A 26,579-nucleotide genomic window follows, 5' to 3' on the forward strand; every position below is an offset into this window, starting at 1 on the left:
AACATATCATGAGTAACGGAAAAGTAAAATTCTTTAATGAAACCAAAGGTTTCGGTTTTATCAAAGACAACGAAACAAACGAAGAGTATTTCGTACACGTAACTGGTTTGATCGATGAGATCAGAGAGAACGACGAAGTAACATTCGAAGTAAAAGAAGGCAAAAAAGGACTAAATGCGGTAAATGTAAAGCTAGCTTAGTCTGGTCATATATAACGCAACATCAAGCAAAGCGCCTCCCAATTATGGGAGGCGCTTTGTCTTTCTGCCTATACCTGTACAACACCTGACACTACCCACCCTTGCGGTACGCCCTGGGCGAAACGCCTGTCACATTTTTGAACACGCGGTTGAAGTGCGACAAATTGGAGAAGCCCACTTCATAGGCCACACTCGCAACCGAGGTCTCCTCTTTTAACAGCAACTGGCAGGCATTACTGATGCGCATCTCATTCAGAAAAGCGGTGAAAGTCTTGCGGGTCCTCTCTTTGAAGAATCGGCAAAAGGCCTCCTTGCTCAGACTCGCCACAGCGGCAGCTTCCTCCAAAGGTATAGCCCGTTGACTTTGCTGCACCAAAAACTGCAGCACCCTGTCCATCCGTCTTCCCTCGCGCTCCGAAAGGTCCTGCACGCGGTCGTCCAGGTTCAGCCTTTCCAACGTTGCCTCCTGCATCAGCATGTTCAGAATCTGGAGGCCTCCCAGCACTTTGTCCAATCCATTCCTACCCTTCAGCTGCTGCACCTCCCGTATGAGCGACTCCTTAGCGATTCCCTTCAAGCGATAGCAGCCATTAAGTGTGTCAAGAAACCGCCTGGCTTCCTGCATTTCCTCTGTTTCCCAGAACGCATGGCCTACCGCCTCGGTATCGAAAAATACGAGCATGGAATGGCTGTTTAACTGGTTTTCCGGCGCATAGTATACCTGGTCGCTCCGGAAAACATGGGGCACATTACGGCCCAGCAGGTATAGCTCGCCGGGTTGGAAACGTCCCAGGTAGTCGCCCACGATCAGTTTGCCCTCGCCTTCCAACAGGCAGCTTAGCTGGATCTCGGGGTGCTGGTGCAGCTTGTCATAAAAATATGCCTGCTTGTCCTCCTGAAAGCGGACAAACTCGCGACTGGATTTGGGTATCTTGAATGGAATAACCTTCATTGTAATACCATATTAATGATTTTTTAACAAATACTCTGCATTTAGATCAATATTGTATCACTATTCATTAATCCTGTGGAAGAAGGGCAGCTACTGATAAGCTACATTTGATAAAAAAAGCTTATGAACTGGCATGGCGTATACCCAGCCCTCACGACCAAGTTTCAGGCGGATGGGGCAATTGATTACAGGACTTTTATGCGCAACGTGGATGCGCAACTGGAAGCCGAAGTGGAAGGCATTATCCTGGGTGGAACACTGGGCGAATCCAGTGTGCTGACAACTGCGGAAAAACAGGAACTGACGGAGCGTACCATTGCCCATGTGGCTGGCAAAGTGCCGGTCATCCTCAACATTGCAGAAGGCGCCACGCACGAAGCTATCAACCGTGCCCGCGAAGCCGAGGCCATGGGTGCGAAGGGCCTCATGTTGCTCCCTCCTATGCGCTACGCTGCCGACCACCGCGAGGTAGTGGCTTACTTCCGGGCCGTAGCCGACAGCACGTCACTGCCCATCATGATCTACAACAACCCCGTAGACTACAAGACACAGGTGACGCTGGCCATGTTCGACGAACTGCTCGTGCATGAAAACATACAGGCCGTGAAAGAATCGACCCGGGACGTCTCTAACGTTACCCGCATGATCAGTCGCTACAGCGACCGGATCAAGGTGCTTTGTGGCGTGGATACGCTGGCGATGGAGAGCTTGCTGATGGGGGCACATGGCTGGGTGGCCGGGTTGGTGTGCGCCTTCCCGAAAGAGACGGTGGCCATTTACAAACTTGTGCAGGCGGGACGTATACAAGAAGCCTTGGAGATCTACCGTTGGTTTCTGCCCCTGCTGGAACTGGACATTCACCCGAAGCTGGTGCAGTATATCAAGTTGGCAGAACAGCAAGTGGGTCTGGGCACAGAGCACATGCGTCCGCCGCGGTTACCGCTGATCGGCGAAGAGAGAGAACGCATACTGGCTATTTTGGACGAAGGTATACGCAACAGGCCTACATTACCCACTTTAAACGAAAACGAACATGCCCTACGATGATATTTTCGCGAAGGCCGAACAGGCCTTTGCCAGGTATAAGAAACTCCCCGCTACCGCCAGAGCCCATTTGCTGCGCACCATCGCCGATGAAATAGACAACCTGGGCGATGAATTGCTGCAGACAGCGCACCGCGAATCGCACCTGCCCCTGACACGCCTCACAGGCGAACGGGGCAGAACCGTGAACCAACTTCGGCTCTTTGCATCGCTCGTAGAAGAAGGCACCTGGTTGGAAGCGACGATCGACACGGCCCTGCCAGACCGCACACCTATACCTCGTCCAGACCTTCGCCGCATGCTTATACCTTTGGGTCCGGTGGTCGTTTTCGGGGCGAGCAACTTCCCGTTGGCTTTCTCAACGGCTGGCGGCGACACGGCTTCGGCCCTGGCGGCTGGCTGTCCGGTGGTCTACAAAGAACATCCGGCGCATCCGCAGACTTCGCAATTGGTGTACGCTGCCATTAAAAGCGCCTTGCAGGAATGTGAACTGCCGGAAGGAATATTCCAGCATGTGCGTGGCGGCAAGGAAGTCGGGAAGCAGTTAGTGGAGCATCCGCAGGCCCGCGCAGTGGCTTTTACGGGATCCTACCAAGGCGGCAAAGCGCTCTTCGACCTGGCCTGCCGACGTGTGGCGCCTATACCTGTCTATGCCGAAATGGGCAGTGTGAACCCGATCTTTGTGCTTCCGGAGAAGGCCGTGGGTAATGGGGAGCAACTGGCAGCACAGGCAGCGCAATCAGTGTTACTGGGCGTGGGCCAGTTCTGCACTTGTCCCGGGCTTATCTTCTACCCTGCCGCCGAAGCGACTCCGGCTTTCCTGGAGACATTCGCTCAAAAACTGCGGGACACGCCAGCCGAGAAAATGCTCCATGAAACGATCTGTCGCAATTACTACCACCACCTGAAAGGGCTGCACGCTCAGGAAGGAGTGGATCTGATCTTGTCTCCCGCTGAAGACATCCTTTCCGGCGGTGCTGCGCTGGCCAAAACCACGTTACAGCAATGGCTGCAAAACCCGGCGCTGCAGGAGGAGATCTTCGGGCCATATGCCCTGGTGGTAACCTACGAGGAGGTAACCGAACTGCAGCAGGTGGCCAAAAAACTGCAAGGGCAACTAACCTGCACCCTCTGGGGCACCAGCCACGAACTGCAGGCCTCCTCGGAACTGGTCGATCTCATCAGGGAAAAATGCGGGAGACTGCTATTCTCGGGTGTTCCGACCGGGGTGGAGGTGTCGCACGCCATGACGCACGGCGGCCCTTTCCCGGCTACCACTGACAGCCGCTCCACCTCCGTGGGCACCTACGCCATCAAGCGCTTCGCCAGGCCTGTCACCTTTCAGTCGGCCCCGCAGGAACTGTTACCGGAGGAACTCAAGGATGAAAACCCGCTGGGTATGTGGCGCACCATCAACGGACAATTATCAAAGGATAGCCTCTGACACATGGCACGAAAAACATTCTTTTGCATCGACGCCCATACCTGCGGCAACCCGGTCCGGTTGGTAGCCGGTGGGGGGCCTATTTTGCAAGGCCGTAACATGAGCGAAAAAAGGCAGCATTTCCTGCGTGAGTACGACTGGATCAGGCGTGGCCTCATGTTCGAGCCCCGTGGCCACGATATGATGTCCGGCAGCATCCTGTATCCGCCTCATGACCCGGAAAACGACATGGCAATCCTCTACATCGAAACCAGCGGCTGCCTGCCCATGTGCGGACACGGCACCATCGGCACCGTGACCATTGCCCTGGAAGAAGGCCTGATAACTCCCAAAACACCCGGCCAACTGCGCCTGGAAACACCAGCCGGATTGGTGAAGGTGCGCTATACCCAGGAAGGCAAAAAAATAAAGACCGTGAAACTGACCAATGTTGCCTCCTACCTGGAAGCGGAGAACCTCCATATAATGTGCCCGGAACTGGGTGAGCTGAGAGTGGATGTAGCCTACGGCGGCAACTTCTACGCCATCATCGATCCGCAGGAACACTTTCCGGGTTTGCAGGCCTACACAACTGACAAACTCATAGCGTGGAGCCGTGAGATTCGCCAGCAGATGAACGAGCGCTATACCTTCGTGCATCCGGAAAATCCGACGATCACAGGCCTTTCCCACATCCTATGGGCAGGCGACACATTGCACCAAACATCCACGGCCCGCAATGCCGTCTTCTATGGCGACAAGGCGATCGACCGCTCTCCCTGCGGCACTGGCACCTCCGCCCGAATGGCGCAGTGGTATGCGAAGGGACAACTCAAACCAGGGCAGGAATTTATACATGAGAGTTATATAGGGTCTGTTTTCAAAGGAACGATCGAGGGAGAGACCACCGTGGCAGGCAAACCGGCTATACTGCCCGGTATAGAAGGCTGGGCAATGGTCACGGGCCTGAATACTATTTTCCTGGATGACGAGGACCCTTACGTACATGGATTTCAAGTGATCTGATATGAGTAGCGTTACCATCATAGGAGGCGGCATCATCGGTTTGTTTACCGCCTACTACCTCACCGAAGCGGGTTTTGAAGTTACCATACTGGACAAGGGCGACCTGAAGGACAACTGTACCCTGGGCAATGCAGGTATGCTGGTGCCCAGCCACATCATTCCGCTGGCATCCCCTGGTATCATCGGCAAAGGTTTGCGGTGGATGATGTCCTCCACAAGCCCTTTCTACATCCACCCCAGGCTAGACCGAAGGTTGCTGCAATGGTGTATGTTGTTTTACAAAGCTGCTACCCCCAAACACGTGGCACACAGCATCCCTTACCTCAAAAACCTGAACCTGCTTAGCAAAAGCCTATACCTGGGCATAGCCGAACAGCACCCTGAAATTGGTTTGGAGGAAAAGGGACTGCTCATGCTTTATAAAACAGCGGCAGGTGAACTGGAAGAAAAGGAGTTTGTGCACGTAGCCAGACAACATGGCCTGGAAGCGGAGATTCTTTCCCTGAAAGAGGTACAGGCGCTGGAGCCAAACCTGGAACTGGATGTGCTGGGTGGCGTGCTATTCCCGGGAGATGCGCACCTGAACCCGGCGGCGCTTTCCGGTTTTCTGCTGCGCCACCTCATAGATAAAGGCGTTCAGATGAAGTCCCATGTCCAGATACTCGACTTCGCTGCTTCAGGCAAAAAGATAACGACTGTCATAACGGACCAAGGTGATTTTGCTGCTGATCATGTGATGGTGTGTGCCGGGTCCTGGTCAGGCGAGGTGGCACGAAAGCTGAAAATCAACCTGCCCATGCTGGGCGGAAAAGGCTATAGTTTTGTGGCAGACAATCTCCCCGCCATCCAACGCCCGACCATTCTCACCGAAGAACGGGTGGCCGTGACACCATACGGCGACAAAGTGCGCTTCGGCGGTACAATGGAAATCACGCCGGCCAATTCATCCATCAACATGAACAGAGTCAAAGGTATACACGCCGCCATTTCCCGTTACTATACCAACTTCGATTGTCCTTTCCCGAAACAGGAAGATGTGTGGAGCGGCCTTCGCCCCTGCTCCCCCGATGGTCTCCCTTACATTGGGTATACCCAGCGCTGGGAAAACGTACTCTTTGGAACAGGCCACAGCATGATGGGGATCAGTCTGGCGCCGGCTACTGGCAAGGTGCTGACGGAGCAGTTACTGAACAGGAAAGAATCTGTGATGACGGACGCTTTTTCTCCGGATAGGTATAGGTAATAGCTGACTTATGGCATTATCCGATTTGCCTTCTATCTTGAATTGGAGAAGGTTATACCTTGTCTTTATGTTTTGCTTCCCCTACCTTTCATTTTGATACGTAACAGCACACCACTCCATCATGAAACCATCCTCTCGAAATAAAAACACGATCCTGACGGCAGCCCTCGCCTTGCTTATGCTGGGCGCATTCGAAACGCAGGCCCAGCAAGCTCCCACCTTCACCCGGCAGGACACGCTACGTGGCTCCATAACTCCGGAGCGGGCCTGGTGGGACCTGAGCTATTACCACCTTAACATCCAGGTAAATCCGGCAGACAGCACCATCAAGGGCATGAACACCATTCAGTACAAAGTATTGGAGCCTTACCAGGTCATGCAGCTTGATTTGCAGCCTCCTATGCAAATGAAAAAAGTCGTGCAGAACGGCAAGCAACTACAAGTTACCCAAGATGGCAACGCTTACTTCGTAAAACTGGAAGTACCGCAGAAAACAGGAGCGTTGAACAAACTGGAGGTATACTATGGCGGCAAACCGCAGATCAGCGTAAATCCGCCCTGGAGCGGGGGCATCACCTGGAAGCGTGACGAGCGTGGCAATCCTTTTGTGGCGAGTTCGAACCAGGGTGACGGCGCCAGTCTGTGGTGGCCCTGCAAAGATCACATGTACGACGAGCCGGACAGCATGCTCATCAGCGTGGCCGTGCCCAAAGGCCTGACCAATGTCTCGAACGGGCGCCAGCGCAAAGTAGAGGAGAACAAGGATGGCACAAGCACTTTTCACTGGTTTGTGTCCAACCCGATCAACAACTACGGCGTGAACATCAACATAGGCGACTATGTGCACTTCGGGGAGAAGTACCAGGGCGAGAAAGGTATGCTGGACTGTGACTATTGGGTGCTACGCGATAAGCTGGAGAAAGCCAAAGCGCATTTTAAGGACGTGCCCCGCACCATGCAGGCGCTGGAACATTGGTTCGGCCCCTACCCTTTCTATGAAGACAGTTATAAGCTCGTAGAGGTACCCTACTTGGGCATGGAGCACCAGAGCTCTGTCACCTATGGCAACGGTTACCAGAATGGCTACCGTGGACGTGACCTGAGCGGCACTGGCTGGGGCCTTAAATTTGACTTCATCATCATCCACGAAACAGGACATGAGTGGTTTGCCAATAACATCACCTACAAGGATGTGGCCGACATGTGGATCCATGAAAGTTTCACCGCCTATTCAGAATCCTTGTTTCTGGACTACCACTATGGCACACTGGCAGGCAATGAATACACCATCGGCAAGCGCAAGACCATCCGCAACGACCGCCCGATTATCGGCTATTATGATGTGAACCACAGCGGCTCAGGCGACATGTATAACAAAGGTGCCAACATGCTCCATACCTTGCGCCAGATCGTGAACGATGACGAGAAATTCCGCGGCATACTGCGTGGCCTCAACAAGGACTTCTATCACCAGACCGTGACTACACAGCAGATCGAGGGCTACCTAGCCGAGCACACTGGCAGGGACCTGACCCGCTTCTTTGACCAGTACCTACGCGACACCCGCATTCCGGTGTTGGAGTACCGGCAGGACAAGAAAAACCTATCCTATCGCTGGACGAATGTGGTGGCTGATTTTGAAATGCCGGTTAAGGTATACCTGAACGGCAAAGCAACCTGGCTGGAGCCGGGCACGGACTGGAAAGTGCTCAAAAAAGTGAAGGCGGGCACTACCCTCAAAATTGACTCTAACTTTTATGTGCAGGAAGCAAAAAAGTTAGAAAGTTAGAAAGTTTGGGAGTTAGAAAGTAGAGGAGTTTAGGAGTTAGAAAGTTTGAGAGTTTGGGAGTTAATCGGACTTATAATTCGGTGCCGGCTCTGGCTTACTTTAAATCGAATGATTTCAGTTCTTTGTCGAGCTGCTGGTTCCAGCGTTCTTGCGCTGCTTTGTCCAGGCCGTGGCGGGTTTCGGTGTCATACTGATCCTGCAGTCGGTTCATTTCGCGGTAGGACTCAATAAACTGGTATTGGATAATGCTGTTGTAATCCTCCACCGACAACATCTCTGGCTTGATCTTCTGCTTGAAACGCTCGGCTACCAGCTTCACGATATCAAAATGTCGCTGCTCGTGGTTCAGGCCGTAGGCATCTTTGAAATCCTCCTTTACCCAGGACGAGCTTTTGAGAATATACACCTTCATCGTTAGGTTCAGGTGTATGATCCCGTCCTCCACTTTGCTCTCCCCGGCATAAGCGAAACTCGGGAAAACCGTGGCAGCGAAACGGCTGGTTTTGGAGGGAGGTGCTTTGAAATCCCTCCAGTTTAACGGCCGCCGTAAAGTATAAAAAACTGTGTCCTGATCAGCGCTACCAATATAGTCCGTGAAGGTTACTTTTATACCTTGGGCCAGTTTTTCATTGGTCGCGGCCTCACGGTCCATCCAGGTATTAAAGTAGCGCAACGCCTCGACAAGTGACTTACGGATGGCCGGTTCTGTCACTTCATTTTTACCGGCGGGCCGGTCGTACCGGGCACCGCCCTTGTATTGCAACAACGGCACCGGTTCGTCGTCGCGCTGGAGTTCAAACGCCATCACCACGGACACTTCGCCTGTGACACGCCCCGCTGCACCGGCCTTCTCTTTTACATGAAATTCTTTCAAGCGGATAACCACTGGTCTGAGCGCCGTATTGTAAGCCAAGCTATGTCGCGTAAACTTTTGGATAGCGGAAAGTCCACCGCCTGCAAAATCAACCGGTGTAGATTTGGAGCCCACTACCCCAACTGGCAACAGATAAGCCACCGCCTTCTTATCAGCACGCTCGTCTATTATATCCGCTATGTAAAACTCCTTAGGCGTAAAAGCCAATTTTTCAGTTCGCAGCACCAACTCTTCCTCTTTCTCGACAGGTATAGCAAATGCGCTCAACAAAAGCACTATGGTAATAGAAATAGCCAACCCAATGGCTTTTCCCACTAGGGCGTTGTTAGTCTGCCACTGGGGTGTTAAGAGGAGGTTGTAACTCATAGCTGCTTGGTCAAGCTAATGTTAAAAAGTAATACAAAAACAGGTAGGCTTGCTTTTCAGTTCGTATAATAGGCTTTTAAATCGAGCTGTTTATCATAATTTATCAACTCCACTCGTTAAACCTTATAAAGAAATACCAGTCTATACTGAAGACAAACGCTAAGCATTATAGAAATTGTACTGTGGTTGAATTGATACGTATAATTGCTGATTATTCTATATCTTAGCCTGACCAAACCCTGTTTACTTACTTTACAAATCCAGCTTTTATGAAAATAGCTAACTATTTCACATACACCTTGTTAGTGGCCTTTCTGCTTATGCCGGCCATCAGCTGGGCCCAAAACAACAACAAATCAAACCGTCCTAGTCCACCTGCTGTTGCCACTGGCAAAATTGGTGAAACGACTGTAACAATAGACTACAGCAGTCCGGCCGTCAAAAACAGGAAAGTCTGGGGTGAGCTGGTGCCTTATGGCAAGGTATGGCGGGCAGGTGCCAACGAAGCTACTATCATCGAGTTTAGCAAAGACGTGACCATAGAGGGCCACCACCTGGCCAAAGGCAAGTACAGCATTTATACCATACCGGGTGAAGACCATTGGACAGTGATCTTTAACAAAGCAGTGGGCCAGTGGGGAACCGAGTATGACGAGCGCCGCGATGCCTTGCGTGTGCAGGTAAAGCCTCGCAAATCAGCCACCAAGCAGGAGCGATTGACTTACTCCGTGGCGCGAAACGGCATTCTGCTGCGCTGGGAGCACCTGGAAATTCCCGTTAAGATAAAATAACATTGTGACCTAAGCCGCTTATACCTTGTAGGAGCGGCTTTTTTATGCCAACACTATACCTCTTGACAAATGATAAAACTACTGAAAAACAAATCGACCGCTTCGGTGGCACTCCTTTTTCTAATCGGCTGTGCCGGGCCTGCACCCATAGCACAATCTGAACGGCCGGAAACCGCTGGTGCCAATGCAACTGCTTCGACGCAGATCACCCCTGCCGCTCAAAACAAAGCACAACAGGCCACTGAACTGGAGGGTGCCTGGCGCACCACAGACGGGCAAGGAAATGAGGTGATCATGTTGGTGCAGGACGGATTTTTCACCATTGCCCGGTTCAATCAGCAAAATAAGGAGTTTTTGGGCACGACTGGCGGCACCTTTACCGCGTCCAACGGAAAATTTGAGGCCAAATATGAATTCAACACCCTGGACTCCACACAGGTAGGCAAAACATCGTCAGCCGATTTCAAGCTGCAAAACGACCAATGGACGATGGACAAGAACGGCATAACGGACACCTGGCAACGGATAGACGAACGCAACAGCTCCTCCCCTCTGGCAGGCACCTGGCGCATAACCGGACGTGAGCGTGACGGTCAGATGAGCAGCATGCGGCCTGGCCCGCGCAAAACCCTGAAAGTGCTGTCCGGCTCCCGCTTCCAGTGGATCGCCTTCAACTCTGAAACAGGGGAGTTCTCCGGCACAGGCGGCGGTACCTATACCTCGCAGGACGGCAAGTACACTGAAAACATCGAGTTCTTCTCCCGTGACAAAAATCGGGTGGGCCAGTCGCTTTCTTTCCAGTACGAAGTGAAAGACGGGAATTGGCACCATCGCGGTCAGAGCAGCACAGGCAACAAGATCTACGAGATCTGGTCCCGTATTTCTGAACTGTAAACCCGGCCAGGTATAGCGGGTTGATGTTTGGCAGCTGTTTGCCATACCTGTAGGTGATGAAGCCGTACATACAAAGATCTCATCGCACAAAACCGCTATACCTACTATGGCTCAACCCATCGACGACCTGATCGTGACAAAGGCTTCCGGTGAGAAAGTGCGTTTCTCGGTCGGCAAACTGCGAATGTCCCTGCTCAAGTCGGGAGCTGATGATCAGCTGGTTCAGGATGTATTACGCCAACTCGAGCCGCTGCTGTACGAGGGCATCTCAACCAAAAAAATTTACAAAAAAGCTTTCAGCATCCTCAAGAAACTCTCTAAAAAAACCGCAGCCAAGTATAGCCTGAAACAGGGGATTATGCAGCTGGGCCCTTCCGGTTTCCCGTTCGAGAAGTTTGTTGCCGAATTGCTTAAAGCCCAAGGCTATGCCACCGAAATCGGCGTGATGGTGGATGGCCACTGCGTACGTCACGAAATTGACGTCATTGCGGCCAAAGACGGGCATCGCTCCATGATCGAATGCAAATACCACAACCTGCACCGCAACAAGTCCGATGTAAAAATCCCGATGTATATACAATCCCGCTTCAAGGATGTAGAGAAGGTATGGCCATCGGAAAAAGAATTTGAAATCCGCTTCCATGAGGTATGGCTGGTAACGAATACCCGTTTCACGGACGACGCCAAACGCTACGCCGCCTGCATGAACATGCGCTTGATAGGTTGGGATTTCCCTTCTAAAAGCGGCCTGAAGGATATGGTCGACTCCTTTCACCTATACCCGATTACCTGCCTGACGTCGCTCACCCAGTCTGAAAAACAAAGACTGCTCGATCAGAAAATAGTGATGTGCAAAGAGTTGCTGGATAATGAGAGCATACTTCGCAAAGCCGGTGTACGCGACAGCAGATTGCTCAGCGCACTGACTGAAGTGGATAGTTTATGCGGACTTTGAAATGGAAGAGGCGAACAGCAACATATTGCGCCTAAGAAGATTGGGAATTGATACCCATACAGAGAATATCATTTTCATGAGGTCCGACTCACCGGTCTGCCGCTCCGAGGGTTTTACGGCCAACACCAGAGTTTCAGTCCAGCACGGGGCACATAGCATCATCGCCACCCTGAACGTCATTACATCTGAGCTGATCGAGGACGGAGAAGCAGTGCTCTCTGAAGAGGGTTTCAAAAACCTTCAGGCCAGGGAAGGCGACATGATCACCGTCTCGCATGTCCAGCATATCCTATCTTTCAGCGAGGTACGCGCCAAAATGTTTGGCCGGAAATTCAATGAGGCGGCCATCCAGCGCATTATCTCCGACATCACCCAAAATTTATACTCTAAGATCGAGATTGCCGCGTTTGTAACGGTCTGCTCCGGGGATAACCTCGGACTGGACGAAGTGATCTACCTCACAAAGGCCATGATCGAATCGGGCTCCACGCTGACATGGGAAGAGCCCCTCATCATGGACAAGCACTGTGTGGGCGGCTTGCCGGGCAACCGCACGACTCCTATTGTGGTGCCCATTGTGTCAGCAGCCGGCCTGATCATACCCAAGACCTCCTCCAGAGCCATCACTTCCCCCGCCGGCACCGCCGACGTGATCGAGACCATGACGCCCGTAGACCTCACATTGGACCAGATAAAGGAAGTAGTGAAAAAAGAAGGGGGGTGTATGGCTTGGGGCGGTGCTGTGAAGTTGAGCCCGGTGGACGACATCATCATCTCGGTTGAAAAGGCGCTCGACGTGGACAGTGCGGGCCAGATGATCGCATCAGTTCTTTCTAAAAAAGCAGCAGCCGGTTCTACTCATACAGTCATTGACATCCCGGTGGGCCAAACGGCCAAAGTTCGATCCAAGGAAGAAGCCTTTCTGCTGGAATACTACTTCAGGGCAGTTGGGCTGGCCATAGGTATGGAAGTGGAGGTGCTGATAACGGATGGCACGCAGCCAGTCGGGCGAGGTATAGGTCCGGCATTGGAAGCCATGGATGTACTGGCCGTACTGCGGAACGAGCAGAACGCACCGGCAGACCTGAAAATCAGGTCGGTGCAACTGGCAGGGCTCATGCTCGAGAAAGCTGATATGCTGACCAAAGGTACAGGCGTGGAGCGGGCGTTGCAGATCCTGGAAAGTGGACAGGCACTGGAAAAATTTTACCGTATCTGCGCAGCCCAGGGCGGTTTCCGGGAGCCATCACCTGCTAAATTGCAGCACGATGTTATCGCTTTATCAAACGGCGTGGTTAGGGCAGTAGACAACCGTAAGCTCGCCAAAGTTGCCAAACTTGCGGGTGCTCCGAAGTCTCCCGGGGCGGGTATTTATTTCAAAGCACCCGTTGGGAAACAGGTTAAAAAAGGAGATTCTCTCTTCACCATTTACTCCGAGTCGCAGGGTGAATTGAGCTACTCTTTGACATACCTCCATAGCGCCGGTCACATTGTAGAATTAGTCGCTCCATGAAAACCATCGTATTTGCCCTTCCTGGAAATGAGGCGTTTGCCCAATCGCTTACGGCCCAGCTACACGCCGAGACAGGCGAAGCGGTGATCAGAAGATTTCCGGATGGCGAGAGTTATGTGCGTATTTTATCGGATGTGCAGGTTAAAAGTGTCGTGCTGGTCTGCACGCTGCACCAGCCGGACCAAAAACTGTTACCGCTCTATTTTATGGCCAAAACCGTGAAAGATTTGGGAGCCAACGCGGTGAGCCTGGTAGCGCCCTACCTCGCGTATATGCGTCAGGACAAACAATTCCAGCCCGGAGAGGGCGTGACATCCCGTTATTTTGCCGGGTTACTTTCCGACACCGTAGACAGCCTTTATACCATCGACCCGCACCTGCACCGCTATCACCATATGCACGAGCTATACCCTATTCCCGCCCTTGCCCTGCATGCCGCCCCCACTGTGGCTAGTTGGGTAAAGGCGAACATTCCCAAACCTATACTGATTGGTCCGGACGAAGAGAGCCTGCAATGGGTATCGGAGGTGGCCGGACTGGCAAATGCACCTTATCTGGTACTTGCCAAAAAACGCCTTGGCGACCGAGAAGTGCAGGTATCCTTACCGGAATTGGCCAACTACCAAGCGCATACCCCCGTGCTCATTGATGACATCATCTCCACGGCCCGCACCATGATCGAGACTGTGCTGCACCTGAAACAACTCACACCAGTCGCGCCGGTATGCATAGGCGTGCACGCCGTGTTTGCCGAGGGTGCTTACAAAGCATTGCTAGAGGCAGGTGCCGCGCAGGTCGTTACCTGCAACACCATACCGCATGCATCGAACGGCATTCAGGTAGAAGCGCTTTTGGCTGAAGCATTTCGAACACAAACCTGAGAGCGTCTGCTATACCTGTGGGTGTATCGAAATAATGCCTTTTGAAAAATGAATTTGCTCACGCTATGGATAAACCTATTCAGGCGTTTTATCGAGTGCCTGTTGCTTTGCTATACCTGCATTCCATCGTTGATCTTTTGCCTTATGGCCTTTGGTCATGTGGTTACTGAAGAAGACTTTTCTGCTTCTAGCATATTCTCCAGTCCCTTAAAAAAAGCATCCGGGTTAAAGGAAATACTGTCAATGCCGTGTTTCACCAAAAAAGCGGCGAACTCCGGATAGTCGCTCGGCGCCTGGCCACAAAGTCCTACTTTAGTGCCGGTCTTTTTGGCTTTCTCCAACGTCATCACGATCAGTTGCTGCACGGCATGGTCGAAGGGCGAGAAGATGTCGCTTAGCAGACCAGAGTCGCGGTCGGCGCCTAGCGTGAGCTGGGTGAGGTCGTTAGAGCCGATGGAAAAGCCGTCGAAATGCGCGGCGAACTCTTCGGCCAGCAAGGCATTGCTTGGTATTTCTACCATCATATAAACCTCCAAGCCATTATCACCACGTTTTAAGCCATAGTCTGCCATCAGGCCGATCACTTTTTCGCCTTCTGCTACCGTGCGGCAAAACGGAATCATGAGCTTCACATTGGAAAGCCCCATTTCCTCCCGCACCTTTTTCATAGCCCGGCACTCCAGTTCGAAGCCTTGTTGGTATAGCTCGTGATAGTAACGCGACGCGCCCCGCAGCCCGATCATCGGGTTAGCCTCCTCTGGCTCAAACTGATGTCCCCCCACCAAATTGGCATATTCGTTAGACTTGAAATCACTCATGCGCACGATCACATCCTTTGGGTAAAAAGCCGCTGCGACAATGGCTGTCGCTTCGGCCAGTTTATCTACGAAGTAGTCTTCCTTGTTGGGATAGTGGTGCGTCAGTTGATCGATCTTCTCACGCGCTTCCTCATTCTCTACCTTTTCAAAATGCTTGAGCGCCATTGGATGGATCTGGATGGAATTGTTGATAATGAACTCCATGCGCATCAATCCTACGCCATCGTTTGGCAGAAAGGAATATTTGAACGCCTGTTCCGGGTCACCTAGTATGAGCATGGCCTTTGTCTTTGGTTTGCCGAGCTTGCTCATATCCGTCTTTTTTTCTTCCCACTCGAGCTTGCCTTCATATACATAACCTGTTTCCCCTCCCGCCGTCGATACGGTAACCTCCTGGCCGTCCTGTATTGTTTTGGTGGCATTGTCGGTACCCAGCACGGCCACAGCGCCCACTTCACGCGCCACAATAGCAGCATGGCTGGTACGTCCGCCCTGCTCGGTAATAATGGCACTCGCCTTTTTAAGGATGGGATCCCAGTCGGGGTCGGTTTTGCGGGTGACCAGCACCTCACCTTCCTGCAGTTTATCGATCTCTTGGGGGGAGTGCAGAATCCGTGCTATACCTGATACTATCCGATTACTCAACCCTATACCTGAGCAAAGCACTTTGCCACTCTCCTTCAAGGTATACTCCGTAAAGCAGGCTGCATGCTTATGTTGGCTTTGCACCGTTTCGGGTCGGGCCTGCACAATAAAAAGGTCGCCCGAAATACCATCTTTGGCCCACTCGATGTCCATGGACTGTTTGTAGTGTTCCTCAATGCGTTTGCCCCACCTGGCCAGCTGCACCACCTCCCCGTCCATCAGCACAAATTGCTCCTGCTGTTCCAGGGGAGTGTCCAAATTCAGGATGGCGTCCGTTGGGCTTTGAAGTTCACCTTCAGAAGGCTCGGCGTATACCATGGTTTTGGCCTTGCTGCCGAGCTTGCGCGAAATAATGGGTTGCTTTGCTTTGTCCAGCATGGGTTTAAAGACCACAAACTCATCGGTGTTAACGGCACCCTGCACTATATTCTCACCCAAGCCCCAGGAAGCAGAGATCACGATGGCATTTTCAAAACCGGTATCAGGGTCGAGTGTGAACATCACACCGGAGCAGGCTTTATCGGCACGCACCATTGTTTGTACCCCCACCGAAAGCGCCACCTGCATGTGCTCAAACGCATTGTCAACCCGGTACTTGATGGCTCGGTCCGTGAACAGCGAGGCATAGCTATGGTGGCAAGCCTTGTAGAGGTTTTGGAGCCCACTTACATTCAGATAGGTTTCCAGTTGTCCGGCAAAGCTGGCTGTAGGCAGATCCTCGGCGGTGGCACTACTGCGCACAGCCAGCGAAATTTCTTCTCCGTACTTTGACCTCAGATAGGTATAGCCCTTCTCTATTTCCTGACGAACGTCTTCCGGGAAACGCGCATTCAAAATTAACTCACGCGCCTGCCGGCCTACCTCAGCGAGGTTATGGAAATCGTGGGTATCCAAACCTCCCAGAACGTTGGTTAATTGATCTTTCAGATTATTCTGTTCCAGTAAATGCCAGTAGGCGGCAGAAGTGGTGGCATAGCCATCAGGTACCAGTATACCTTCCGGGTTCAGCTGGTTGTACATTTCTCCGAGCGAGGCATTCTTGCCTCCGACTATACTCAGGTCTTTGTAGCTGATGTCTTTGAACAATTTGATAAACGGTTCCATAGCTAATCGCATTAAGGCAAAGCACTGCGCCACCGAAGTCGTAATGCCGAGCTTACAAATTTAAACGTTGGCGTATACCCTTGGTTTATAAATAGATACAAATAGTCAGGTATACATTCTATGGTAGTTCTTAATATGACCCGTAACATCGTCCTTATTATCTCCATCGCTCTTGTGATTTTATAAATTTGTAATATTTTAAAGTAATTTTTTAACAATACATTGACCATTTTCAACTACTTCCGTATAACATCCTAACATTCAAGTATATATTTCAATCATTACAGGAGGTTTTATGGGAACAGTCAGGCATATTCTCCAAAAGAAGGGCAATAAAGTTATTGCCATCGAACCCACCAGTACCGTTTTCAAGGCTTTGGAAACCATGGTGGAGCAAAACGTGGGAGCGCTGATTGTAATGGATCAGGGTAAGTTTGCCGGTATGTTCACAGAGCGGGATTATGCCCGCAAGGTGATTTTGAAGGGAAAAGCCTCGCGCGACACGCTGGTACAGGAAATCATGAGTGAGCATCCGCTTGTCGTTTCACCAGACACAACGATGGAGCAATGCATGGCCCTGATGACACAAAAGTATATCCGCCATTTACCTGTCTTTGAGAATCAGCAACTGGTTGGATTGGTTTCCATCGGGGACATTGTAAAGTACATGATCGAGGAGCAGAAATGCATCATTGAAGACCTCGAACACTATATAACTGGGCACCACGAATAGGCAGCCCGGATATCATTCAATTAGGAGAAACAATGCAGGAAACAGCCGAAACAACAACTTTACTATGGCCCTTGGTCGTGTACGGAGCCATTGTGCTTAGCCTTGTGCTACTTATCCTAGGCCTTTCCTATGTGTTAGGGCAACGTGGCCATGGCCGTGCTGTTGGTGAGCCTTATGAAGGCGGTATAGTAAGCGCAGGCGGTGCCCGTATTCGTTTCTCTTCTCAGTTCTATATGGTGGCTATGATGTTTGTGATTTTCGACGTAGAGACCATCTTTATTTTTTCCTGGGCCATCGCTTTTCCTGAGTTAGGCTGGTACGGCTATTTCGGTGTGTTGATCTTCATCGCCATGCTCGTCGTGGTGCTGATTTACGAGTGGCGAAACGGCGCACTGGACTTTGGACCGGATGGCAAAAAAATACTGGCGGCCTATAAACGCTTAATACAGCAGCCAAGCTTGAACTGAAATTAGGTGTCAGAGGAAGCTTCATAAAGTATGACAAATAACGATCTACGCCCATGAAATGGTGGTTAAGCAAACCGGATGAGCCGGCCAATGCCGTTACAGGTACCAGTTCCTACGAAGAGACTGTGCAGCAGAGCATCATGCTCACCACACTGCAGGATCTGATTGCCTGGGGCCGCAAGAACTCTATGTGGCCTTTTCACTTCGGTTTAAGCTGCTGCTTTGTGGAAATGGCCACCAGCATGACCCCCAAGTATGACGTGGCACGTTTCGGGGCGGAAGTGATCCGGGGCACTCCCCGTGAGGCCGATGTCATGATCATCGCGGGCACGGTTTTCATCAAAATGGCCCCCATTATTAAGCGCCTGCATGAGCAGATGATGGAGCCCAAATGGGTGATCTCGATGGGATCCTGCGCCAATTCCGGCGGCATGTATGACATCTACAGCGTAGTGCAGGGTGTCGACAAATTCCTGCCCGTAGACGTGTACGTTCCCGGTTGCCCGCCCCGACCCGACGCTTTCATGGAAGGCTTGATGTTGCTGGCAGAACGGGTAGGCCAGGAACGCAGGCCATTAAGCTGGACAATCGGCGAACAAGGTGTGATCCGACCAGAAAAAATAGAAGTGAAAGAACGTAAAAGAGAGCGCTGGAGTCAAATGAATGAGTTCAGGTCGCCGGATGAAATATGATGGAGTTTAGGAGTTGGGGAGTTTAGGAGTTTGAGAGTTAAGGATTGTGAATTAGTCTGAATCAGGATTTACAGGATTTTAGGATTAACAGGATTTTCACAGATGCCGGGTCCAACTACCCCTAACCCCTCTCCCGACACAAGTCCGGGATCTTCGACTTGTCTAAGGCGGGGAATCTGGGACTGCTAAGGGTTAAAGTATAAGCCCTGTAGTGAAAGTTACACACTACTGGCACGCAATGAAAGAGTAACTCACAAGGTGGCAACGAAGCAGACGACGTCAGCCCGGTGCACAGCCGACGGTTTTGTGTTTGAGCGTTCAGCGAGTTTAAAAGCGTCTTGATTTTTTTGCTTACTTTTTTCATCAAGGAAAAAAGTGAGTGCCCGCCGCACAGGCGAAACTATGAAAGAAGTTAAGTAGCAATTCGCGATTGCTGTTGCTACGCCAGTAAGGTATAGCTAGAGGTATAGGTATAGGTATAGGTATAGACAAATCAACTTAGCATAAAAAGAAAGAGAGTACATGAGTTAACATATTTCAACAACATTCAAATGGCCTCCTACCATGAATAACAACAGCGGCATACTGGAGCAACTCCGGTCGCGGTATGGCGATGACACGTTCAAGCCCCAGACCACCAAGGATGATATCCTCACCCTCTGGCTCCCGGTGGACCATGTGCCGGAAGTGCTGAAATTCCTGAAGCACGACCTGCCGCAGCCCTTCCCTCTCCTCTTTGACCTGACAGCCATTGATGAACGCACCCGCAAGCCTGAGAACGGCCATATACCTTACAGCTTCACGCTCATCTACCACCTCTTCTCTTTTGAGCGCAATTCCTTTATCAGACTGAAAGCCGGCCTCCGGGAAGATTTCCCGAAAGCTCCCAGCATTAGCGGGCTCTGGCAGAACGCCAATTGGTACGAACGCGAAGTATACGACATGTTCGGTATCCGCTTCGAAGGCCACCCGCATCTATCCCGCATCCTCATGCCGCGCACCTGGGTAGGCCACCCGCTTCGCAAAGAGCACCCGGCGCGCGCCACAGAGATGGGACCTTTCCAACTCTATGACGATAAGATGGACCTTGAGCAATCGGCTCTGCAGTTCAAGCCCGAAGAATGGGGATTGGCACGACAAAGCGACGACAGTGACTTCATGTTTCTCAACATCGGTCCGCAGCACCCCGGTACGCACGGCGTGCTGCGCATTATCCTGCAGCTCGACGGCGAAGACATCGTAGACGCTATACCTGACATAGGCTTCCACCACCGCGGGGCCGAGAAAATGGGCGAGCGGCAGTCGTGGCATACCTACATCCCCTATACCGACCGCGTAGATTACCTGGGCGGCGTAATGAATAACCTTGCCTATCTGCAGGCCGTGGAGAAACTGGCTGGTATTGAGGTGCCGGAGCGGGTCAAGTATATCCGGGTGATGTTGTGCGAGTTATTCCGCATTGCCAGTCACCTGGTATGGTACGGTACTTTTGCGCAGGATGTGGGCCAGCTCTCGCCAGTGTTCTACATGTTCACCGACCGCGAAAAGATATTCGACATCATCGAAGGTATCTGCGGGGGCCGTATGCACCCAAATTGGTTCCGCATTGGTGGCGTGGCGCAGGACCTCCCCAAAGGCTGGGAGCAACTGGTGCAGCGCTTCATCGATTACTTCCCGAAACGTCTGAAAGAATACGATGGGATGGTGATGAAGAACAGTCTCTTCAAAGCCCGCACTGTCGGCATCGGCATTTTCACCAAAGACGAAGCCATTGAATGGGGCGTCACCGGACCCAACCTGCGTGCCTGTGGCTTCGAGTGGGACTTCCGCAAAATGCGCCCCTATTCCGGATACGAAATGTTTGACTTTGAAGTGCCTACCGCCTCCAACGGCGACTGCTACGACCGGGCCGTGGTGCGGGTAGCTGAAATGCGCCAAAGTCTGCGCATCATCGAGCAATGCGTGAAGAACATGCCGTCCGGTCCTTACAAGTCCGATCACCCTATCACTACGCCGCCCATCAAGCAAAACACCATGCACGATATCGAGACCTTGATAACGCACTTTCTGGGCGTAACCTGGGGACCGGTCATACCGCCGGGTGAGGCCATGAGCTGCATCGAAGCGACCAAAGGAGCCAACGGCTACTATTTGACCTGTGATGGGAACACTTCCCCTTACCGGGTACGCATCCGCACTCCTTCGTTCCCGCACATGCAAATGCTCCCCTACATCACCCGCGGCTATACTGTAGCGGATTTGCTTTCCATACTGGGCGCCATGGATTATGTACTGGCGGATATTGATAGGTGATTGGAGTTTAGGAGTTGTGGAGTTTGAGAGTTTAGGAGTTAAAAATTTATACCTATAGGGACAGGCCGCGACCTGTCCGAATCGTGAAAGAAATATTTGTCTCAATCAGGATTTACAGGATTAAGGGATTAACAGGATTCTTAATATTAATTATGGGGTATGAGTAAATCCTGAAAATCTTAAAATCCTGTAAATCCTGATTCAGACAATAAACAATTAAACCATTCAAGCAAAATGCTCACTACCGAAGAAAAACACAAGATCGACCATGAAATCAGCTTGGTGCCATCGCCGAAGAATGCGTGCATCGAAGCGCTGAAAATCGTGCAGAACAGCCATGGTTGGGTATCGGATGAAAGCCTGAAAGATGTGGCGGACTATGTGGGCATGTCGCCGGCGGAGTTGGATAGTGTGGCCACTTTCTACAACCTGATCTTCCGCAGACCCGTGGGGCGGCATGTGATTCTGGTGTGCGACAGCATCAGTTGCTGGGTGATGGGCTACGAGAGTATACGCGACCGACTTTACGAAAAACTCAACATCCAATACGGCCAGACCTCCGAAGATGGCCGCTTTACCTTGCTCCCAAATTGCTGCCTCGGCACCTGCGACCGTGCCCCGGCCCTTATGATTGACAACGACCTGTACCGTGACTTGACGGTGGAACAACTGGACGAGATTCTGGAAAAGTATACCTAAAACCCAAGCGGGCATACCCATGGAGAAGCCCCTGACCCAACACATTGTCCCCGGACGCGCACCGCTCTCCCTCAAAGAATACGAGAAAGTGGGCGGCTACCAGTCCGTGCGCAAAATCCTGAAAGAGATGCCCCCTGCCGACGTGCAGAATCTGGTCAAAGCCTCCGACCTGCGGGGCCGTGGCGGAGCGGGCTTCAATACCGGCCTGAAATGGAGCTTCGTGCCGATGGGACCTGAAGCGGCCAAGCCGAAATACCTCGTGGCAAACGCCGACGAGATGGAGCCCGGCACCTTCAAGGACCGCGTGCTGCTGGAAGGCAATCCGCACCAGTTAATAGAAGGAATGATTGTGGCGGCCTATGCCATCGACGCGAGTATTTCCTACATCTTCATGCGCTGGGCTTACAAGGTGGCGGCACGGGAAATCATCAAGGCACTCGACGAAGCTTACGAAGCGGGATATCTGGGTGAGAATATTCTGGGTTCAGGCTTCAGTCTGGACATGCACCTGCATACCGGCGTGGGACGGTATATGTGTGGCGAAGAAACGGCTCTGCTCAATGCCCTCGAAGGCAAGCGGGCGAACCCACGCGCCAAACCGCCTTTCCCGCAGGTAAGCGGACTGTTTGGCAAACCAACTATCGTAAACAACGTGGAAACGCTTTGCTGTCTGCCGCACATCATCAACAACGGAGCGGAGTGGTTCAAAGGCCTGAGCAAAACCCAGGACGCAGGCACCAAGCTCTACGGCATCAGCGGTCGTGTAAAAATGCCTGGTTGCTGGGAATTGCCGATGGGCACGACTATCCGCGAACTGATTGAAGAGCACGGCGGCGGCATGCAGGACGGCTACCTCTTCAAAGGACTTTTGCCGGGTGGTGCTTCCACGGATTTTCTGGTAGAAGAGCATATGGATGTGCCTATGGATTATACCTCCATTCAGGCGGCTGGCAGTCGAATGGGTACGGGCACGATGATTATTCTCGACGACCAGACTTGCCCGGTGGGTTTCGTGCACAACCTGCAGCACTTTTTTGCGCAGGAGTCCTGCGGCTTCTGTACACCTTGCCGCGAAGGCCTGCCTTGGGTGGAGAAAATCCTGCTGGCCTTAGACCGGGGTGAAGGCAAACCTGAACACCTCCTCACACTCGACTTTCATACCAAATACCTCGGCCCCGGTAACACATTCTGTGCCCTTGCCCCCGGCGCCATGGAACCCTTGCAGAGCGCTCTGAAATACTTCAGAGAGGATTTTGAACGACACATTCACGAACACCACTGTCCCTGGAGCAAAGCAAAAGTATGGCAACCATCTATATAGACGACAAATCTTACGAAGTACCGGCTGGCAAAAACCTGCTGGAAGCCTGCCTCACCCTCGGCAAGGACCTCCCCTACTTTTGCTGGCACCCTGCCATGGGCTCCATCGGTGCATGTCGGCAGTGCGCCGTGAAGGTATACAAGGACGAAAACGACACCAAGGGCAAGCTTTTCATGTCCTGTATGGAACAGGTGCGCGACGGCATGCGCCTTTCCATCGCCGACATGGAAGCCAAGGAGTTTCGGGCGCATGTGATTGGCTGGCTCATGACCAATCACCCCCACGACTGCGCCGTGTGCGACGAAGGTGGCTCCTGTCACCTGCAGGACATGACCGTTATGACGGGCCACAACTACCGCAACTACCGCTTCGACAAACGCACCTATATCAACCAGTACCTCGGGCCGTTCATCAACCACGAAATGAACCGCTGCATACAGTGCTACCGCTGCGTGCGTTACTATAAAGACTATGCCGGCGGGAAAGACCTCGACGTGTTCGCCGCCCACAACCACCTGTATTTTGGTCGCCACGAGGACGGCGTGCTGGAGAGCGAGTTCAGTGGCAACCTAGTGGAAGTGTGCCCGACCGGTGTGTTCACCGATAAAACCCTGAAACAGCACTATACACGCAAATGGGACCTGACCATGGCCCCTTCCGTTTGCCACCACTGCAGCTTAGGTTGCAACATTTCGGCAGGCGAACGCTATGGCACTTTGCGCAACATCACCAACAGGTATAACGGCGAAGTGAACGGCTACTTCCTCTGCGACCGCGGCCGCTTCGGCTACGAGCACGTGAACCACGTCGGCCGCATCCGCAAGCCGCTGGTGCGTGCGCAACTGCCTGAAGCAACTGACAAACTTACCGCGCTACAGGCCGCCGCCGCGGCTTTCCGAACCGGCAGCGTGATAGGAATAGGTTCGCCTCGAGCTTCGCTGGAGTCGAATTTCATGCTGAAAACTTTGGTCGGCGATGACAACTTCCATCACGGCGTATCCGACACCGAGCACGACTTGGTGGACCTGGCACTGAAAATTCTGAAAGAAGGCGCAGCCCGAACACCATCACTAAGAGAAGTGGAGCAGGCCGATGCCATATTTATCTTGGGTGAAGACCTGATCAACACCGCCCCCATGCTGGCTTTGGCCGTGCGGCAATCCGTACGCAAGCAACCCGCCCTGGAACATATCTCGAAAGCCAACATACCGGTTTGGCAGGACGCTGCGGTGCGGGAGTTACTGCAGGACGAAATGGGTCCGCTTTTCATCGCCACCATCCACGACACTAAACTTGATGAAATCGCCACCCATACCTACCATGATTCATCGGACGCCATTGCCCGTCTGGGATTTGCAGTAGCTAATTTTATCCATGCTGATTTCCCGGAAGTGCAGGGGCTGAACGAAGATGAAATTCAGCTAGCACAACTGATTGCAGACGCACTGATGGCTGCGAAAAAACCATTGGTGATTTCCGGAACACATTGCGGTAACGAACGGGTGTTGATGGCCTCTGCCAATATTGCCAATGCACTGGTAGCTAAAAAGAAAGAAGCGGGTATAGTGCTCACCCTGCCGGAATGCAACAGCATGGGACTTGCCATGCTGGGTGGCCACAAACTGGAGTCAGCGTTCGAAGCGGTGCTCAATGGCTATGCCGATACAGTCATTATCCTGGAGAACGACCTCTACCGTCGGGCTAGAGCAGGTATGGTGACCAATTTCCTGAAGACCGCCAAAAACATTATGGTGCTGGACCACCTGCACAACGCCACCACCGAAGAAGCCGACATCTTACTCGCCGCTGGTACCTTCGCTGAAGCCGATGGCACGCTTATAAACAACGAAGGCCGGGCGCAACGCTTCTTTCAGGTATACCCGACTGGCGAAGACCTGCAGGAGAGCTGGCGCTGGCTGGGTGAGTTGGGTACCTTACTGGCACACGACAGTATCAGCCACTGGCATGGGTTTGACGACGTGCTTCAGGCCATGGTGAAAGAAATGCCGGAGTTTAAAGGTGTTGACGCCGTAGCGCCAGGCACTGATTTCCGTATTGCCGGACAGAAGATTCCGCGGGCACCGCACCGTTTCAGTGGCCGCACCGCTATGCTGGCCAACATCAATGTAAGCGAGCCTAAACCGCCCGTTGACCCCGACGCACCGCTCTCCTATACCATGGAAGGCTACCGCGGCCAGCCGCCTTCCTCCATGATCCCGTTTTTCTGGGCTCCGGGCTGGAACTCGGCGCAGGCCACCAACAAGTACCAACAGGAAATAGGCGGAAACCTCAAAGGCGGCGACCCGGGTTTACGATTGATCAAACCGAACACCAGCCATACCGCACCCTATACCCAGACGGTGCCGCAGAAATTCCAGCCGCTGGAAGGCCACCTTTACATGCTGCCGCTTCATCACATCTTCGGTTCAGAAGAACTGAGTATGCACTCCCCGCCCATCGTGGAGCGGGCACCGGAGCCTTATGTGCTGCTCAACGAAGAAGATGCCATCCAGATGAAACTGCAGGAAGGCCAAAGCCTGAGCTTTACCATTGAAGGGCAGGTATACCAACTGCCCGTGAAAATAAGTCCGATTATCCGTAGCGGCACCGCAGGTATGCCCGCCGGATTGCCGGGTAAACCTTATGCCGAATTGCCTGCATGGGCCACACTAAACCGAGAACTAAAATGGAAACAGCAACCCCAAACTACTTACTGATTATCGGTGGCGTGCTCTTCGTCATGCTCAATGTGGCTGCCCTGCTTATCTGGGTCGAGCGACGCGGTCTGGCCCTTTTTCAGGACAGGTATGGGCCGAACCGCGCTGGCCCTTTCGGCTTGCTGATTGTGGCCGCCGACTCCATCAAACTGTTCTTCAAGCAGGACTGGATTCCGCCTTTCGCAGATAAGCCGGTCTTCATCCTGGCACCAGCCATTGTGGTAGTTACAGTGCTCATGTCCTTTGTTGTAATTCCCTTTGCGCCTGGGATTGTGGTGGCCGACCTCAACATCGGTTTATTGTTCTTTCTGGCCATGTCTTCGATGGGTGCTTACAGCATTATTTTGGGTGGCTGGGCTTCCAATAACAAGTACAGTTTGCTGGGTGCCATGCGGGGCGCTGCGCAGATGATTTCCTACGAAGTTTTTATGGGACTCTCGCTGATGGGTGTGGTACTGATGTCAGGCTCTTTTAGCTTGAGTGAGATAGTGGAAGCACAACGAGGCTTGTGGTTCTTCATTCCGCAATTCATCGGCTTTATCATCTTCTTCATTGCAGGTATAGCCGAAACGCACCGCCTGCCTTTTGACGTGCCGGAAGCGGAAAGTGAACTGGTAGCCGGTTTCCACTCGGAGTACTCCGGCATGAAATTCGGCATGTTCTTCATTGGCGAATACATGGGCATCACTCTGATTTCTTGTATGATGGTAGTCCTGTTTTTCGGTGGCTGGCTCGGCCCGGATTTCCTGCCGCCCATCGTGTGGTTCATTCTCAAAACAGCTTTCTTCCTGATGATTTTTATTCTCCTGCGTGCCTCCATGCCAAGGCCTAGGTATGATCAATTGATGGAGTACGGCTGGAAGTATCTGCTGCCGCTGACCCTGTTGAATCTGGTTGTGACGGCAGGGGTTTTGTTGTGGCTGAATGATGGTTATACCTCCCCCTAACCCCCTCCTAAAAACAGGAGGGGAATTTCGGGAATGATTAACCCACCCTTGCCCCTCCCAAGAGGGGAATACTCGTGCAGAGAAGTCCCCCTTTGAAGTCGAAGATCCCGGACTAGATCTGGGAGGGGCAGGAGGATGACAATCGTGAACAAGCTCCTTCCCCTGTTTTTAG

General features: G+C 52.4%; 22 protein-coding genes. 19 read left to right on the plus strand and 3 right to left on the minus strand.

Translation table 11 applies throughout. The annotated features are described in order from the left end of the window. The first annotated feature begins 8 nt into the window (after positions 1 to 8). On the plus strand, positions 9 to 200 hold the full coding sequence (locus H9Q13_RS04395; RefSeq protein ID WP_191182501.1) for a cold-shock protein: 192 nt from the start codon (positions 9 to 11) through the stop codon (positions 198 to 200). A gap of 91 nt (positions 201 to 291) precedes the next feature. On the opposite strand, the gene H9Q13_RS04400 is transcribed toward H9Q13_RS04395, so the two are convergent. Then, a complete protein-coding gene (locus tag H9Q13_RS04400; protein ID WP_191182502.1) occupies positions 292 to 1,152 on the minus strand; it encodes a helix-turn-helix domain-containing protein in 861 nt (286 codons plus the stop codon). Positions 1,153 to 1,275: 123 nt separating this feature from the next. Between H9Q13_RS04400 and H9Q13_RS04405 the strand changes: the two genes are divergently transcribed. From H9Q13_RS04405 to H9Q13_RS04425, 5 genes are all read left to right on the plus strand, one after another. Continuing rightward, the gene (locus tag H9Q13_RS04405; protein ID WP_191182503.1) at positions 1,276 to 2,199 is read left to right on the plus strand and encodes a dihydrodipicolinate synthase family protein; all 924 of its coding nucleotides are present in this window, start codon (positions 1,276 to 1,278) and stop codon (positions 2,197 to 2,199) included. Next, a complete protein-coding gene (locus tag H9Q13_RS04410) occupies positions 2,186 to 3,640 on the plus strand; it encodes an aldehyde dehydrogenase (NADP(+)) (RefSeq protein WP_191182504.1) in 1,455 nt (484 codons plus the stop codon). Before H9Q13_RS04405 ends, H9Q13_RS04410 begins: the two co-directional genes overlap by 14 nt. Positions 3,641 to 3,643: 3 nt before the next feature. Beyond that, positions 3,644 to 4,645: a 4-hydroxyproline epimerase gene (locus tag H9Q13_RS04415; protein ID WP_191182505.1), complete on the plus strand. Its 1,002-nt coding sequence runs from the start codon at positions 3,644 to 3,646 to the stop codon at positions 4,643 to 4,645. Between the two features lies 1 nt (position 4,646). Continuing rightward, positions 4,647 to 5,888 carry an NAD(P)/FAD-dependent oxidoreductase gene (locus tag H9Q13_RS04420; protein WP_191182506.1) on the plus strand — a complete coding sequence of 414 codons (1,242 nt, stop codon included), beginning with the start codon at positions 4,647 to 4,649 and terminating at the stop codon, positions 5,886 to 5,888. A 121-nt stretch (positions 5,889 to 6,009) separates the two neighbouring features. Next, a complete protein-coding gene (locus H9Q13_RS04425) occupies positions 6,010 to 7,677 on the plus strand; it encodes a M1 family metallopeptidase (protein ID WP_394367971.1) in 1,668 nt (555 codons plus the stop codon). Between the two features lie 94 nt (positions 7,678 to 7,771). Here the strand turns inward: H9Q13_RS04425 and H9Q13_RS04430 are convergent, their stop codons facing one another. After that, positions 7,772 to 8,917 (minus strand): hypothetical protein, encoded by a 1,146-nt coding sequence (locus tag H9Q13_RS04430; protein WP_224744052.1) that lies wholly within the window; start codon positions 8,915 to 8,917, stop codon positions 7,772 to 7,774. 269 nt (positions 8,918 to 9,186) lie between these two features. Here H9Q13_RS04430 and H9Q13_RS04435 point away from each other — a divergent pair, with 269 nt between their 5' ends. The 5 genes from H9Q13_RS04435 (at position 9,187) to H9Q13_RS04455 (ending at position 13,951) form a co-directional block, all read left to right on the plus strand. Beyond that, positions 9,187 to 9,708, plus strand: a complete 522-nt coding sequence (locus H9Q13_RS04435; RefSeq protein WP_191182507.1) for a DUF2911 domain-containing protein — start codon at positions 9,187 to 9,189, stop codon at positions 9,706 to 9,708. A 69-nt stretch (positions 9,709 to 9,777) separates the two neighbouring features. Further along, positions 9,778 to 10,602, plus strand: coding sequence for a membrane or secreted protein (locus tag H9Q13_RS04440; protein WP_191182508.1), 825 nt, complete (start codon positions 9,778 to 9,780; stop codon positions 10,600 to 10,602). A 106-nt stretch (positions 10,603 to 10,708) separates the two neighbouring features. Next, the gene (locus H9Q13_RS04445) at positions 10,709 to 11,557 is read left to right on the plus strand and encodes a restriction endonuclease (RefSeq protein WP_191182509.1); all 849 of its coding nucleotides are present in this window, start codon (positions 10,709 to 10,711) and stop codon (positions 11,555 to 11,557) included. A gap of 1 nt (position 11,558) precedes the next feature. Next, positions 11,559 to 13,070: a thymidine phosphorylase family protein gene (locus tag H9Q13_RS04450; protein ID WP_191182510.1), complete on the plus strand. Its 1,512-nt coding sequence runs from the start codon at positions 11,559 to 11,561 to the stop codon at positions 13,068 to 13,070. After that, positions 13,067 to 13,951, plus strand: a complete 885-nt coding sequence (locus H9Q13_RS04455; protein WP_191182511.1) for a ribose-phosphate pyrophosphokinase — start codon at positions 13,067 to 13,069, stop codon at positions 13,949 to 13,951. Before H9Q13_RS04450 ends, H9Q13_RS04455 begins: the two co-directional genes overlap by 4 nt. 155 nt (positions 13,952 to 14,106) lie before the next feature. On the opposite strand, the gene ppsA is transcribed toward H9Q13_RS04455, so the two are convergent. Next, on the minus strand, positions 14,107 to 16,518 hold the full coding sequence (ppsA, locus tag H9Q13_RS04460) for a phosphoenolpyruvate synthase (protein ID WP_191182512.1): 2,412 nt from the start codon (positions 16,516 to 16,518) through the stop codon (positions 14,107 to 14,109). A 295-nt stretch (positions 16,519 to 16,813) separates the two neighbouring features. Between ppsA and H9Q13_RS04465 the strand changes: the two genes are divergently transcribed. From H9Q13_RS04465 to nuoH, 8 genes are all read left to right on the plus strand, one after another. Continuing rightward, the gene (locus H9Q13_RS04465) at positions 16,814 to 17,251 is read left to right on the plus strand and encodes a CBS domain-containing protein (protein WP_191182513.1); all 438 of its coding nucleotides are present in this window, start codon (positions 16,814 to 16,816) and stop codon (positions 17,249 to 17,251) included. A 32-nt stretch (positions 17,252 to 17,283) separates the two neighbouring features. Beyond that, on the plus strand, positions 17,284 to 17,718 hold the full coding sequence (locus H9Q13_RS04470) for an NADH-quinone oxidoreductase subunit A (protein ID WP_191182514.1): 435 nt from the start codon (positions 17,284 to 17,286) through the stop codon (positions 17,716 to 17,718). A gap of 53 nt (positions 17,719 to 17,771) precedes the next feature. Then, entirely contained in the window at positions 17,772 to 18,410 is a 639-nt protein-coding gene (locus H9Q13_RS04475) for an NADH-quinone oxidoreductase subunit B (RefSeq protein ID WP_191182515.1), read from the plus strand. 564 nt (positions 18,411 to 18,974) lie between these two features. Beyond that, positions 18,975 to 20,723 (plus strand): NADH-quinone oxidoreductase subunit C/D, encoded by a 1,749-nt coding sequence (nuoC, locus tag H9Q13_RS04480; protein WP_191182516.1) that lies wholly within the window; start codon positions 18,975 to 18,977, stop codon positions 20,721 to 20,723. 234 nt (positions 20,724 to 20,957) lie between these two features. Next, positions 20,958 to 21,422 (plus strand): NADH-quinone oxidoreductase subunit NuoE, encoded by a 465-nt coding sequence (nuoE, locus tag H9Q13_RS04485; RefSeq protein ID WP_191182517.1) that lies wholly within the window; start codon positions 20,958 to 20,960, stop codon positions 21,420 to 21,422. 19 nt (positions 21,423 to 21,441) lie between these two features. Then, on the plus strand, positions 21,442 to 22,743 hold the full coding sequence (nuoF, locus tag H9Q13_RS04490; protein ID WP_191182518.1) for an NADH-quinone oxidoreductase subunit NuoF: 1,302 nt from the start codon (positions 21,442 to 21,444) through the stop codon (positions 22,741 to 22,743). Beyond that, positions 22,725 to 25,460, plus strand: a complete 2,736-nt coding sequence (gene nuoG, locus H9Q13_RS04495) for an NADH-quinone oxidoreductase subunit NuoG (protein ID WP_191182519.1) — start codon at positions 22,725 to 22,727, stop codon at positions 25,458 to 25,460. Before nuoF ends, nuoG begins: the two co-directional genes overlap by 19 nt. Beyond that, positions 25,430 to 26,407 carry an NADH-quinone oxidoreductase subunit NuoH gene (gene nuoH, locus H9Q13_RS04500; protein ID WP_191182520.1) on the plus strand — a complete coding sequence of 326 codons (978 nt, stop codon included), beginning with the start codon at positions 25,430 to 25,432 and terminating at the stop codon, positions 26,405 to 26,407. The genes nuoG and nuoH overlap by 31 nt, the downstream gene beginning before the upstream one ends. The last annotated feature ends 172 nt before the right edge of the window (positions 26,408 to 26,579 follow it).

Origin of the sequence: Pontibacter aquaedesilientis, from assembly GCF_014773225.1 — a bacterium.
Taxonomy (GTDB): Bacteria; Bacteroidota; Bacteroidia; order Cytophagales; family Hymenobacteraceae; genus Pontibacter; species Pontibacter aquaedesilientis.